We start from the raw sequence: 14,072 nt of genomic DNA on the forward strand, positions 1-14,072 counted from the left end.
TTATTTAACCGCCAGCCCGTACATAGTCTACACTTGATTTGGCGATCCTCGATCGAATAACGGCCGATTCCGGCAGCGGTTATACGCTGCAGCTACCCAGGCAGGATACCATCCACACGTATTTGAGGAACCTTTCAGCCGGTGAGTTCCCTCTCTGTTCTAACGCTACTAGGATCGTAAGTCCTTGGTCAATGCTTTTGTCATTTAAATATTGTATTAAATCTATATGAAAATAATATTTCCGTCAAGCGTCAGCTCCAAAAAAAGCCGCTTCTCCAGCAGGTAAACTGCTTTTGAAACGGCTTCTTGAATTAATGCCTAGACAAGAACGCTTGAGCCCATCAGGTATTTATCCACTTCACGTGCAGCTTCGCGACCTTCATTGATGGCCCAGACCACCAAGCTTTGACCACGACGCATATCGCCAGCAGCAAACACTTTATCCACGTTCGTATTGAATTTGCCGTAACGTGCTTTCACATTGGTACGACGATCAGTCTCCAGGTTAAGCTCCTCAACAATATCTTGCTCCGGTCCATCGAAACCAATAGCGATGAGAGCGAGTTGAGCAGGATATACAGCTTCCGTTCCAGGAACGGGCTGGTAGATTTTACGACCTGTCTCATCCACGATCCGGCGGATCTGCACCGTATGAAGCTCCTTCAAGTTCCCCTCTTCATCCCCAACAAATTTAGTGGTCATGATAGAGAATTCACGCGGATCATCGCCAAAAATAGCTTTCGCTTCTTCTTGCGCATAATCCAAGCTGTACACATTCGGAAATTGTGGCCAAGGATTAGCAATCGGATCCCGTTGCAGAGGCGCTTTTTCATGTGTACCAAATTGAGTGATACTGCCGCAGCCATGACGAAGCGCTGTGGCAACACAGTCAGATCCTGTATCCCCGCCACCCAAGACGATTACATCTTTACCTTCAGCGGATACATAGTTACCATCCTCCAGATTGGAATTCAAGTAACTCTTGATCGTGCCATTTAAATAATCCATGGCATACATAACGCCCTTAAGCTCACTGCCTTCAATGTTGAAACGGCGTGCTTTAGTAGCTCCACCACACAGAACGACCGCATCATACTCATCAACAAGCTGCTGAGCCGGAATGTCTTTACCAATCTCAGTGTTCACTACGAAGTTAATCCCTTCAGCAGCCAGCAAATCTACACGACGTTGTACAACTTTTTTATCAAGCTTCATAGTAGGTATTCCATATGTCAGCAGTCCGCCAATGCGGTCACTGCGCTCAAATACAGTTACAGAATGTCCAGCCTTGTTAAGCTGTGCTGCTGCGGCAAGTCCAGCAGGTCCAGAGCCTACGATTGCAATTTTTTTGCCAGTCCGTTTCTCCGGAGGATTAGGTACAACCCAGCCCTCTTCAAAACCCTTATCAACGATCGCAAGTTCAATTGTTTTGATGGTTACCGGCTGTCCGATCAGGCCCACTGTGCAAGAGCCTTCACAGGGAGCGGGACAAATACTGCCTGTGAATTCAGGAAAGTTGTTTGTCTTATGCAGACGTTCCAGTGCTTCTTTCCAGAGTCCACGATACACCAAGTTATTCCATTCCGGAATTAAATTGTGTACTGGACAACCTGAGGTCCCGCCAGCCATATCAATACCTGTATGGCAATAGGGGGTTCCGCAATCCATACAACGTGCGCCCTGTGTCCGAAGCTCGTCCTCGGATAAATGATGGTGGAATTCTTCCCAGTCCTTTACCCGCTGCTCAGGATCCCGATCACCTGGGAGCTGCCGTTTATACTCCATAAAACCTGTAGGTGTAGACATGTTTACGTTTCCCCCATCCGTTCTCTTCGTGTTGAAGTATAGTACATTGTAGCATATTGCGGCTTCGTATGGTTGTCAGCAACGCAATGAAGTACCTGCACATTCTATTCTATACCTATACATAATCATTTCTAATTTTAATTATAGTAACATTCATCACTTTTGCACAGTAATGGATAAATCTACTGATTATTTGTACTATTTCACATGTTATGTCAGAGAAAACGTTTTATTGCTATTCCGTACGTTCATAAACAAGGAAACGGTAATCATACGGATTCTTCTCATCACGAATTCCCTTGATATTGGAGACCTCTTTCCACATCCTCCAGTCAATCTCAGGAAACCGGGTATCTCCTTCAAAATCCTGTTCGATCTGCGTCAACATCAACTTGTCAGCATACGGCAACATCAACCGGTAAATTTCCGCACCACCGATTACCATCAGCTCATCTTCTTTTCTACCCTCGCTGAGAGCCTCTTCAAGCGTGTGTAGAACCTCTGCACCTTCAGCTGAATAATCAGTATCCCTAGTTAGAATTAGGCTCGTTCTGCCCTTCAAGGGCTTGCCTCCGAGCGAATCCCATGTTTTGCGGCCCATTAGCATTCTTTTGCCCAATGTTTCTGCTTTGAAATAAGCAAAATCCAGCGGCAAATGCCAAGGCATATCGTTATCTTTTCCTATGACATGATTGGCACCCATTGCCCATATTAAGCTAATACTCATGAAGTTCTCTCCTTCCTCCATACTAAAGTAAAAAACTATATTGCCAAAAATTATATTTGCGAATCTTCATTTACAATTACGTTATACTGCGATCGGCGCTTTTATCGAAGGATGCGGATTGTACCCCTCAATGACCAGATCTTCCAGTTCAATATCAAAAATTGATTTCTTCTGTGAATTAATAACCAGTGTAGGCAATGCTCTTAATTCTCTTGATAATTGCTCTTTCACTTGCTCAACATGGTTTGAATAGATATGCGCATCACTAATGCTGTATACAAACTCGCCTACTTCTAGCCCACATTCGTATGCGATTAAATGTGTAAGTAAGGAGTAAGATGGAATATTGAAGTTTGCCCCGAGAAAAGAGTCCGCACTGCGTTGCAGCAAGTGACAGCTTAGTTTACCATTTGCAACGTAGAACTGGAACATAACGTGGCAGGGCGGTAACGCTGCTTTGCTTCCTTTCGTCCCAGCATTTATAACATCTTCCGGGTTCCATGCGCTGACAATTAAACGCCGAGAATCAGGATTTGTTTTGATCTGATGAATAACGTCTTGTAATTGGTCAATTGATTCGCCAGTTGAAGATGTCCAATTCCGCCATTGCTTACCGTAAACGTTTCCTAGCTCGCCATATTTCGCAGCAAACGCATCATCTTCTAAGACACGATCACAGAATGATTTCATCTCTGCTTGATATAATTGATTAAAATCTTCATCAACTAAACAACGATTCCCGAAGTCTGTCATATCCGTGCCTGCATATTCGTCCGATTCAACCCATCTTTTAAAAGCCCATTCATCCCAAATATGATTATTATTTTTCAATAAATAACGAATGTTGGTATCGCCTTTAATAAACCACAATAACTCACTTGCAATTAAGCGAAACGGTGTACGTTTTGTTGTAAACAGCGGGAAGCCTTTTGATAAATCAAATCGCATCTGATAACCAAATACACTAATTGTACCAGTTCCTGTACGATCTTCTTTTTTCACACCATGATCCAAAATATATTGTAAAAAATTCAAATAGGTTTGTTCTAACTCATTCGTCAAAGTATTGCACCTCCGTAATATTTCACCTCATATATTATATCTGAAAAATCCGATTTTTGTAGAAGGTAAGATAATTTTTAAATATATTTAATAATCGGGTTACCTATTCAATTATAAAGGATTGATTCAGCAATTGTATCTCTACTCCGCTATCCTAAGCTCCACTCTTGCCCCATAAGCCCGAAGGCTTGCTTGTCCACCCACAGGAAAGGTAATCATCGGCGATGTATGTCCAAAGTCCACGTCTGCAATCACAGGAATATCGGATAATTCTTCTTTTGAGCGGATAATTGTGGTCAGCAGCTTCTTTGACATACGCGATTCTTTTTGGAACCTGCCGATCACCAACCCTTTGACCTCTTCAAACTCAGGCTGATGAATTAGGGATTGCAGATCTCGATCAAAGGTTGCAGGTGCTGACTCATAATCATCCTCAATGAACAAGATAGAATTTTTTAAACTTGGCATATACTCTGTTCCCTGTAAAAGATTTAAAGTGCATAAATTGCCACCAATAATCGTTCCTCTCGCTTCCCCATCATTGATAATGAACGGACCTTCATTTTTAATAAATATCCGGTTTTCCTGATCCAGATACCACTCATCATCACTCCAATGCCTGGAAGGCTGCACTAGAATTTCTTTATTGTCCATCATCAGCTTGCGGAAATATTCGATAGTATATTCATTATCGTGGAGCATCGCAAATGTGGAAAAATGCGGTCCGGAGTATGTAACTAATCCTGTTTGAGCATAAATCGCATTACTTAGTGCAGTAATATCCGAATAACCACATAAACGCTTTGGATTCTCTGCAATGATTGAATAATCGATATAACGCAGCAGCTGGTTACTATTGAAGCCCCCAATGGTCGTTAATATTCCTTTCACTTTGGGGTCTAAAAAGGCTTCGTGCAAATCCTCAATTCTTGAATCAATAGAAGAGGAAACAAAATCATCCATCTCAAAAGAATTTGTTGAAATGGATATCCGAAAACCTAACCGTTCAAGCTGCTCTTTAGCGATTTTTCTTTGCTGAGCATCGATTAATGACAAACTTCTGGAAGGAGAGATAATACGCAGCTCATCTCCAGGCTTTAATTTATCAGCTCTCATCATTGAACCTCCCTATATTTATAAAATACAGATTAAGTAATTGCTCTTCCTCCCAGTATATCTCTTTTCAAAAAAGTGGAAAACACAAAAAAAGGCGGAACGCATTTGCGTCCGCCTTTCTGTTGCCTGCTAGAGCAATTTTTGGAGAAAAATTATTTCATTACATGAATTGGGTGACCTTCAACCAATTCAGCAGCTTCCATGACGATTTCGCCAAGGGTTGGATGCGCATGAATAGTCAAAGCGATATCTTCAAGCGTTGCGCCCATTTCGATTGCCAAACCAAGTTCAGCGATCAAGTTAGAAGCTTCGATACCAACGATTTGAGCTCCCAGTACCAAATTGTTCTCGGAGTTAGCAACAATTTTGATGAAGCCTTCTGGGCTGTTCAAAGATACTGCGCGACCATTTCCTGCGAATGGGAATTTGCCGCTTTTCACTTTGTAGCCTTTGTCTTTTGCTTCTTTTTCAGTCAAACCAACGCTTGAACACTCAGGATCTGTAAATACAACAGCTGGGATGACTTTGTAGTCAACAACAGATGTAAGTCCTGCAATTGCTTCAGCAGCGATTTTACCTTCGTAAGAAGCCTTGTGAGCCAAAGCAAGACCTGGAACAACGTCGCCGATAGCGAAGATGGTAGGAATGCTTGTGCGTCCTTGGTGATCAACTTTGATCAATCCGCGCTCGTCGAGCTCAAGACCGATCAGATCCAGACCAAGTTCACCGTCAGTGTTAGGACGACGACCTACAGTTACAAGCAAGTAATCTGCTGTAACTTCTTTGGACTCGCCACCAACAGAGTATTTCACGGTTACTTCTTTGTCGTTCTGAACAGCACTTTCAGCTTTAGCGTTAGTTACGATTTCGATGCCAGTTTTAGCCATGTTTTTCGCAACAAGACGAGTCATATCTTTATCGAAGCCTGGAAGTACAGTATCCAAACCTTCGATGATTGTTACTTTAGTGCCAAATTTAGAGTACATTTGACCAAGCTCGGCACCGATGTATCCACCACCGATTACGATCATGCTCTTCGGAATTTCTGGAAGTTCCAGAGCTTCAGTCGAAGACAGAATACGTCCGCCGAATGGGAAAGGTTTAAGTTCAATTGGACGGGAACCTGTAGCAATGATGCAGTGTTTGAAGCGGTAACGTGGAGATTCATGATCATTGAACACACGTGCTTCTGTGTCGCTGATAAACATGCACTCACCGTTAAATACTTCAATTTTGTTGCCCTTCATCAAGCTAGTCACGCCGCTAGTCATTTTTTTAACTACGCTGTTCTTGAATTCTTGAGTTTTGGCAAAATCCACTTTAACATTCTCAGCTGTAACGCCGAAAACTTCACCATGCTGTGCGGATTCAAATTGATGCGCAGCAGCGATCAAGGCTTTAGAAGGAATACATCCACGGTTCAAACATACACCGCCGAGTTCCGATTTATCCACGATGAGGACTTTTTGGCCGAGCTGGGCGGCACGAATTGCCGCCACATACCCACCAGGACCTGCACCGATGACCAATGTATCAATATCTAGTGAAGCGTCTCCTACTACCATAATTATACCTCCATAACCAGCAGCTCAGGATTATTGAGCAGCGATTTAATGTAGTTCATAAAGTTTTGAGCAGTCGCACCATCGATAATACGGTGGTCAAAGCTGAGTGACAACGCCATTACTGGAGCAACTACGATTTCACCATTTTTCACAACTGCTTTTTCACTGATACGGCCAGTTCCGAGGATAGCCACTTCAGGGAAGTTGATGATTGGAGTAAAGAACATACCGCCAGCAGAACCGATGTTACTGATGGAGATCGTGCTGCCCTTCATTTCGTTAGCAGACAATTTACCGTCACGGCCACGAACGGCCAAGTCAGTGATGCTGCTAGCAATCATCCAAATGCTCTTACGGTCAGCGTCTTTGATAACTGGAACGATCAAACCGTTTGGTGTATCAGTAGCGATACCGATATTGTAGTATTTCTTGTAGACAATTTCGCCTGCTTCTTCATCAATCATAGCATTGAGTGCTGGGAATTGACGGGAAGCTGCAACAAGTGCCTTAACGATGAATGGAAGGTAAGTAACCTTAACGCCTTTTTTCTCAGCAATAGGTTTCATACGTGTACGGAATGCTACCAGTTCAGTAACATCTACTTCATCCATGATGGTTACGTGTGGAGCAGTGTAAGCCGATTTAACCATTGCGTTGGAGATCGCCTTACGAATACCCTTGAATGGTACACGTTCTTCTTCAAGACTAACGTTACCGCTAGCTGCTGCAGGTGCTGCTTTAGCTTCGGTCTTAGCAGCCTTAGGAGCTTCAGACGACGCTGCTGCTGCAGGAGCTGCTGGTGTAGAACCACCTTTCAAGAAGGCTTCTACGTCTTCACGAGTGATTTTACCACCTTTACCAGTTCCGTTCACTTTGGAAATATCCACTTTTTGCTCACGAGCAAATTTGCGAACGCTTGGTGTAGCCAAAACATCGCGGTCAGGAGCTGGTGTTACACTTGCAGATCCGCCTTCTTTAGCATCAGCAGGGCTTGTTGCTGCAGGGGAAGAAGTAGTGTTTGCACTTCCTTTTGCTGCATCGGCTTCAGCAGATGCATGACCTTCTTGTTCAGGAACGTCGCCTTCAGCAGCGATAATAGCTACAACTTCGCCTACGCGGCAAACTTGGCCATCTTTAGTCAGAACTTCCAATACAGTACCATTCACTGGACATGGAACCTCAACTACCGCCTTGTCATTTTGAACTTCCATGATGATGTCATCATCCGTTACCTTGTCACCGGCTTTGATATGCATTTTGATGATTTCACCTTCATGCAGACCTTCACCCAGCTCAGGGAAGCGATATTCAAAATTCGATGCTTTGTTAGATGCTGGAGCAGCTGGTGCAGCTGGCGCTTGAGCAGCAGGAGCTTCAGTAGCAGCACCCTCTTGATCAGGCACGTCACCTTCTGCTTCGATAATAGCCACTACTTCACCGACACGGCATACTTGACCGTCTTTTGTCAGAACTTCCAATACAGTACCGTTTACTGGGCAAGGCACCTCAACTACCGCCTTGTCATTTTGAACTTCCATTACGATATCATCATCCGTTACCTTGTCACCGGCTTTGATATGCATTTTGATGATTTCACCTTCATGCAGACCTTCACCTAGTTCAGGAAATCGGTATTCAAACTTTGCCACTTTGAAAACCTCCTCGTGAAATTGGGACTAACCTTATGATTTAAACTTTATAAGATGAAACAACGTTGTCATCCATATGGATGACAACTGTTTCTCGTAAAAATATTTAGAATTCCAAAACTTTCTTCACGCCTGCAATAATACGTGCAGGGTTTGGAAGCCATGTATCTTCTATTTGTGCGAATGGATACACAGTATCAGGACCTGCGATACGAAGCACAGGTGCTTCCAAGTGCAGTAGTGCTTTTTCATTGATTTGTGCGATAACTTCAGCAGCTACACCCGCACTCTTTTGTGCTTCTTGCACCACGATAGCACGGTTAGTCTTCTTCACAGACGCTACAATAGTATCGATGTCGATTGGACTTACAGTACGAAGGTCGATAATTTCAACATTAACGCCTTCTTTTTCGAGTTGCTCGGCTGCTTTGGTAGCTGTATGTACCATCAGCCCGTAAGTAATGATCGAAACGTCAGAACCTTCACGTACTACGTTCGCTTTACCAAGTTCAACTGTATATTCACCTTCTGGCACTTCAGCACGGAATGCATGATAAAGGTTCAAGTGCTCCATGAAGAATACAGGGTCATTGTCGCGAATAGACGCGATTAGAAGTCCCTTAGCATCATATGGGTTTGAAGGAATTACAACTTTAATCCCTGGGCTTTGTGCGATCAAACCTTCGAGTGAGTCAGTGTGAAGCTCAGCAGCCTTAACTCCGCCACCAAAAGGAGTACGGAATACTACTGGAGCGTTATATTTACCGCCAGAACGCCAGCGCAAACGCGCTGCTTGAACAACGATTTGATCCAGTGCTTCAAAGATAAAACCTACGAATTGAATTTCAGCAATCGGACGGAAGCCTTGTACACCAAGACCAAATGCCAGACCGCCGATAGCGGACTCAGCTAGTGGTGTATCAAAAATACGATCTTCGCCAAATTCCTTTTGCAGACCTTCAGTTACACGGAAAACGCCGCCTACATTACCAACATCCTCTCCGAAGATAAGAACGTTAGGGTCACGATTCAGTTCAACGCGCATCGCGTCGCGAATCGCTTCTTTCATATTCATTTGTGCCATTGCCTGATATCCCCCTTATTCAAAATCGGCTTTTTGCTCTTCCAGATGTTTAGGTGTTACTTCGAACATGCTGTCGATCAAGCCAGGTATTGTCATTTTTTCGGTTTGTTCAGCTTTTTTGATCTGCTCGTTAACAGTAGCTTTCGCTTCATCTTTCACGCGCAGTGTATCTTCTTCAGTCCAAAGACCTTTCTTCTCCAAATACTTGGCAAGACGGGCGATTGGATCCTTTTCACTCCATTGTCCTTCTTCTTCTTTCGAACGATATTTACTTGCATCGTCAGAAAGGGAGTGTGGACGGAAACGGTAAGTTACAGCTTCGATCAATGTAGCACCTTCGCCGTTACGTGCACGTTCTGCAGCATCACGTACAGCACTGATTACTGCAAAGATGTCCATACCGTCAACCTTAATCCCTGGAATACCAGCTGCAACCGCTTTGTGAGCGATCGATTTGGAAGCCGTTTGTTTAGCGAACGGAGTCGTAATCGCATAACCGTTGTTTTGAACAAAGAAGATTACAGGCAGTTTAAAACGACCAGCAAAGTTCAAGCCTTCGTAGAAGTCACCTTCTGAAGAACCGCCATCACCAGTGTAAGTAATTGCAACATTCTTTTGTTTTTTCAATTTGAAGCCCATAGCAATACCAGTAGCGTGCAGGATTTGCGCACCGATGATAATTTGTGGCATCAATACATTAACCCCGTCAGGAATAGCTCCACCATGTTGGTGACCGCGGGAATATAAGAAAGCTTGGTACAATGGAAGTCCGTGCCATACTAGCTGCGGAATATCACGGTAGCCTGGGCATAAGAAGTCTTCTTTCTCCAAAGAGAACTCACTACCAATCATGGTAGCTTCTTGACCGGATACCGGTGCGTAGAAACCAAGGCGACCTTGACGGCCAAGGTTTACTGCACGATCATCCCAAGTACGGGTAAATACCATACGATACATAATTTCTTTCAGTTGATCGTCGGTTAAATCGGGCATCTTATCCTTATTGATAATTTCTCCATCCGGGGAAAGTACCGATAGAGCCTCGACGTCCTCTGTATACACTTCATAAGGAACTTTACTCATTATCTTCACCTCAATAAAAAAATTTGAATATCAGCTGCCTCTGTTATAATATTATTATACACCTGTTTAGTTACTTTCGTCAAAGAAATACTTATAAAATTTATATTCCTTCAAATTTTGTATGTATAACAGGTGAGGAAATTTTATATAACAGTTTAACACTTTTCCAACAAGTAAATGATTAATAACACAGTTACACATTTAATAATTTTAGCGTAACCCTGTGTGTATTGCAAAATTCGACAAGAAAGGTGACGTGACAACGATGAGCGATTCTGTTTTTCTGAAACGCACAATTGTAAAAGAAACGCTTTGGAGTGAACATCTGCAGGAGGAACGTAAATTACGTATCTATCTGCCCCCAGGCTACAATGAAGTTCTGAGTTACCCCGTGGTGTACTGCCAAGACGGAGAAGAATTTTTCAACTTTGGACGCATTGCTACACTTGCTGGACAACTTATTATAGAAGAAGATGTCGAGCCCTTCATTATCGTTGGTGTAGAAGTTAACGTCGCTGTTCGGACTCAAGAATACGCTCCGTTCGGCAGCCGATTCAACGAGTACCTATCTTGCTTTTCCGAAGAGATTATTCCCTTCATTGAAAAAAATTATCCCGTACGCCGTACACCCGACGAACGAATCTTAGCCGGTGATTCCCTTGGAGGCAGCGTCTCCCTCCATCTCGCTCTTGCTTATCCAGCTATCTTCACACGTATCATCAGCCTATCCGGTGCATTCTATCCCGAATCACAAGCCATGCTGGCTAAAGAAGAAGATCTCTCCTGGCTCAACATTAATATGGTCGTTGGACTGCAGGAAACAGATTACCAGACTGATACAGGGACCTATGATTTTGTTCAGATGAACAGAGAAACAAAAGCATTGCTTGAAGCACGTGGAGCTACCGTATCCTACCGGGAGAAAGACGGTCGTCATCTCTGGGGTTTTTGGCAAAAGGAACTCCCTGAATCTCTACTCTATTTTTTAAACACATAATGCCTTATTGATAGAAGCAAAAAATGAACATCTAAAGAACGTATGTAGATTTCAGCCGTGTTTACGCTTACAGTTTAATCCAGCAAATTTCCTTAATTTACTTTAATACTAATCAGAGAGGCTGGAACCCAACCGGGTTACAGCTTTTCTCTTATCACCATTTCTAGCAACACGTCACAGCCTGCATTGATCAAATCATATACCTGTTCAAAATTACCTGTAAAATAAGGGTCTGGTACTTCTCTCAATTCTTCCTCAGGCAATAAATCCATGAAGAACAAAAGCTTAGCCTCTTCTCCACCAGGAACCTTTCGAACATTCTCTCCATTAGACTTGTCCATGCAGACGATATAATCAAACTTCTGAAAATCCTCGCTACTGACCAAACGCGCTGCCATATTTGCATAGCTAATCTTGTTTTGATCAAGTATACGTCTAGTCCCTTCATGCGGTTCCTTACCTATATGCCAATCTCCAGTTCCTGCAGAGTCAACCAGAATCTTATGTGAAAGCTCTCGTTCATCAATCTTATGGCGCAGAACGGCCTCCGCCATTGGTGAGCGACAAATATTACCCAGACAGACAAATAGCACGTTTACGATTTCATTCACCTCCCAATTGTTAAAACATTAGTAAATATGAATTTATGCACATAAAAAATCGCACACTATCATTTTAGCGTTGTCTTGGTCAATTGTGCAACTTTTCGATCTGCATTATACTGGGACAGGATAACCAACTAGAGTTTTAGAGGAGGAATGGATGTTATGCCATCCAAACGAGTTGTTATTTTTGCCGGTGGAGAACTATCTCCGGATTATTTCGCTCTATTAGATGAAGAAGATTTTATTATCGGTGCGGACCGGGGTGCATTATTCCTCATCTCACATGGATATATACCCGATATTGCGGTAGGTGATTTTGATTCTGTATCGCCTGAGGCTTTTCAGGATATTCAATCCAAAAGTAAAAAAACAATCACTTGTGACGCCGTGAACAAGGATTTAACCGACAGTGAGATGGCACTCGATATTGCAATGAATCAGCAACCTGATTCTATTTTACTATTAGGAGTTACAGGCACTCGAATTGATCACTCCTTAGCCAGCATTCAAATGATGACAAGGGCTCTGCAACGGCAAATCAATTGCTACGTGATGGATTCTAATAACTATGTGACACTTACCGGATCCCAAACAGTCATTGAAGATTTGGGCTACACCTATGTATCTTTGCTTCCATTAACTCCTGAAGTAACAGGGATTACATTAGAAGGATTTCAATATCCTTTGAATGATGCTACTTTAAAGCTAGGGCAATCTCTAGGTGTAAGCAACAAACTGATTTCCTCCACTGGAACAGTTAGAATACGTAGTGGATTATTGCTGATTATCCAGAGCAAAGACTAAATACATAGTGATATAGAAACATCCTTGTAACTTTTGTTTCAAAATTAAAAAGCCGTTAAATCCTTTATATATCAAGGGGTTTGCGGCTTATTTTATTGCTCAAAATATCAAGTTATTAATTTTTTGTAACTTTTAATGAATTTTTAATAAAACGCTTACAACCCAGGCCCAGCCTCACTTTATTGCTGCTCTACCAAATTTTATGACATAGATAACCTGCTATACTACGAATCAGGCAAGCAAGACAAGCCAAGCAAGACAGATTGATATACTAACTTTGGAGGTACTTACAACATGAATAAACAACAATGGATAAAAAAAGCGATTGTTATAGGAATGGTTACTACAATGGGCTTAGGAACAATGATGGCAACTGGTGTAGGTGCAACTAAAGTTGAAGCCGCTACGGTGTCCAAAGGACAAAGCGTCGTCAATTTCGGAAAAAACTTTATGGGAACTCCATACAAATTCGGAGCCTCTACTTCTACTACTAAGGTTTTTGACTGCTCTTCCTTTATGAAACATATCTTTAATAAATATAATGTATCATTACCCCGCACAGCTGCGGCTCAATCAAAAGTAGGAACTGCTGTATCCAAAGCTAACCTTCGTGTCGGCGATCTTGTATTCTTCTCCAGCGGCAGCAGAGCAACTGGTAAAAATGTAACTCACGTAGCTGTTTACGCTGGGAACGGTAAAATTCTGCACACTTATGGTAAACCAGGTGTTACGGTTTCTGATCTTAATTCTGGTACATGGAAAAAGACTTATCTAAAGGCTCGCCGCGTACTGTAAACAACAGCTCTATAGTAGAGTCTTTTCTATAAAAGAGAATTAGTCTCAGGATGTGGTGCTGCCTTCGGGCACCCTCATTACATATCCTGTTCCGCGAACAGTATGAATCAACTTGTTCCGGTACCCTTTATCAATTTTTAAGCGGATATGCCTGATGTATACATCTACAACATTGGTATCTGCATGGAATTGATATCCCCATACTTGTTTGAGTATTTCCTCGCGGGAACATATAATCCCTCGATTCGCAGCGAGATAATATAGAAGATCGAATTCTTTATGCGTCATCTTAAGCTCGATCCCTTCACGGGTGACCAGCCTGCGGCTGGGATCGAGCATTAAACCATCTACCTTTAACAGATGTTTTAAATTTCGACGCCGACCCGTGAGGGTTAATAAATTTAGAATTCTACATTTAAATTCACCGGTATGTAGTGGTTTTGTCATGAAATCATTCCCTCCGGCTAAAAAGGCCGCAACTGCTCCGTTACCAGATAATTCTTCGGAAATCACCATGACCGGAAGAATCATTCCCTCATCTCTTACTGCGGAAATGATTTTCCATCCTTCCCATGTTCCCACCTCGCCTAAATCAGCAAGCAGTAATACCGGTTCTACTTCAGAAATGGATAAGCGAAGATCTTCGGGATCTTCGCTTTTTGTTATTTGCAGACCGATATCATTAAACACTTTCGCAATAGCGTCTAGTTCTTCCTCTCCTCTTCCGTTTCCCGCAGACATGTACCATATCATTTGCTCACTCACGAAGATCCCCCGTA

At 42.7% G+C, this 14,072-nt stretch carries 13 protein-coding genes; 3 read left to right on the forward strand and 10 right to left on the reverse strand.

What is annotated here, in order from left to right:
- Window positions 1–318: 318 nt before the first annotated feature.
- From MHH46_RS17525 to pdhA, 8 genes are all read right to left on the reverse strand, one after another.
- Window positions 319–1,806, reverse strand: a complete 1,488-nt coding sequence (locus tag MHH46_RS17525; RefSeq protein WP_076130028.1) for a glutamate synthase subunit beta — start codon at window positions 1,804–1,806, stop codon at window positions 319–321.
- 235 nt (window positions 1,807–2,041) lie between these two features.
- Complete coding sequence (locus tag MHH46_RS17530) at window positions 2,042–2,533, reverse strand: dihydrofolate reductase (RefSeq protein ID WP_076130027.1); 492 nt, start codon at window positions 2,531–2,533, stop codon at window positions 2,042–2,044.
- Between the two features lie 81 nt (window positions 2,534–2,614).
- Window positions 2,615–3,595: a thymidylate synthase gene (locus MHH46_RS17535; protein WP_076190191.1), complete on the reverse strand. Its 981-nt coding sequence runs from the start codon at window positions 3,593–3,595 to the stop codon at window positions 2,615–2,617.
- A 141-nt stretch (window positions 3,596–3,736) separates the two neighbouring features.
- Window positions 3,737–4,711, reverse strand: coding sequence for a S66 peptidase family protein (locus MHH46_RS17540; protein WP_076130025.1), 975 nt, complete (start codon window positions 4,709–4,711; stop codon window positions 3,737–3,739).
- Window positions 4,712–4,863: 152 nt separating this feature from the next.
- Window positions 4,864–6,276, reverse strand: coding sequence for a dihydrolipoyl dehydrogenase (lpdA, locus tag MHH46_RS17545; RefSeq protein WP_036687684.1), 1,413 nt, complete (start codon window positions 6,274–6,276; stop codon window positions 4,864–4,866).
- Window positions 6,277–6,278: 2 nt separating this feature from the next.
- Window positions 6,279–7,925, reverse strand: a complete 1,647-nt coding sequence (locus MHH46_RS17550; RefSeq protein ID WP_076184428.1) for a 2-oxo acid dehydrogenase subunit E2 — start codon at window positions 7,923–7,925, stop codon at window positions 6,279–6,281.
- Window positions 7,926–8,031: 106 nt separating this feature from the next.
- Window positions 8,032–9,009, reverse strand: a complete 978-nt coding sequence (locus MHH46_RS17555) for an alpha-ketoacid dehydrogenase subunit beta (RefSeq protein ID WP_038571553.1) — start codon at window positions 9,007–9,009, stop codon at window positions 8,032–8,034.
- 15 nt (window positions 9,010–9,024) lie between these two features.
- Window positions 9,025–10,092 (reverse strand): pyruvate dehydrogenase (acetyl-transferring) E1 component subunit alpha, encoded by a 1,068-nt coding sequence (pdhA, locus tag MHH46_RS17560; protein ID WP_076190190.1) that lies wholly within the window; start codon window positions 10,090–10,092, stop codon window positions 9,025–9,027.
- A gap of 265 nt (window positions 10,093–10,357) precedes the next feature.
- Between pdhA and MHH46_RS17565 the strand changes: the two genes are divergently transcribed.
- Window positions 10,358–11,089 (forward strand): esterase family protein, encoded by a 732-nt coding sequence (locus tag MHH46_RS17565; protein WP_076190189.1) that lies wholly within the window; start codon window positions 10,358–10,360, stop codon window positions 11,087–11,089.
- Window positions 11,090–11,226: 137 nt separating this feature from the next.
- On the opposite strand, the gene MHH46_RS17570 is transcribed toward MHH46_RS17565, so the two are convergent.
- Window positions 11,227–11,691: a low molecular weight protein-tyrosine-phosphatase gene (locus tag MHH46_RS17570; protein ID WP_076184504.1), complete on the reverse strand. Its 465-nt coding sequence runs from the start codon at window positions 11,689–11,691 to the stop codon at window positions 11,227–11,229.
- A gap of 165 nt (window positions 11,692–11,856) precedes the next feature.
- Here MHH46_RS17570 and MHH46_RS17575 point away from each other — a divergent pair, with 165 nt between their 5' ends.
- Window positions 11,857–12,498, forward strand: a complete 642-nt coding sequence (locus MHH46_RS17575; protein WP_036687693.1) for a thiamine diphosphokinase — start codon at window positions 11,857–11,859, stop codon at window positions 12,496–12,498.
- 294 nt (window positions 12,499–12,792) lie between these two features.
- The gene (locus tag MHH46_RS17580; RefSeq protein WP_076128433.1) at window positions 12,793–13,293 is read left to right on the forward strand and encodes a C40 family peptidase; all 501 of its coding nucleotides are present in this window, start codon (window positions 12,793–12,795) and stop codon (window positions 13,291–13,293) included.
- Between the two features lie 45 nt (window positions 13,294–13,338).
- On the opposite strand, the gene MHH46_RS17585 is transcribed toward MHH46_RS17580, so the two are convergent.
- Window positions 13,339–14,058, reverse strand: a complete 720-nt coding sequence (locus MHH46_RS17585) for a response regulator transcription factor (RefSeq protein WP_076128431.1) — start codon at window positions 14,056–14,058, stop codon at window positions 13,339–13,341.
- Window positions 14,059–14,072 lie beyond the last annotated feature (14 nt).

It is taken from the genome of Paenibacillus sp. FSL H8-0175 (assembly GCF_045040615.1).
GTDB lineage: Bacteria > Bacillota > Bacilli > Paenibacillales > Paenibacillaceae > Paenibacillus_AQ > Paenibacillus_AQ odorifer.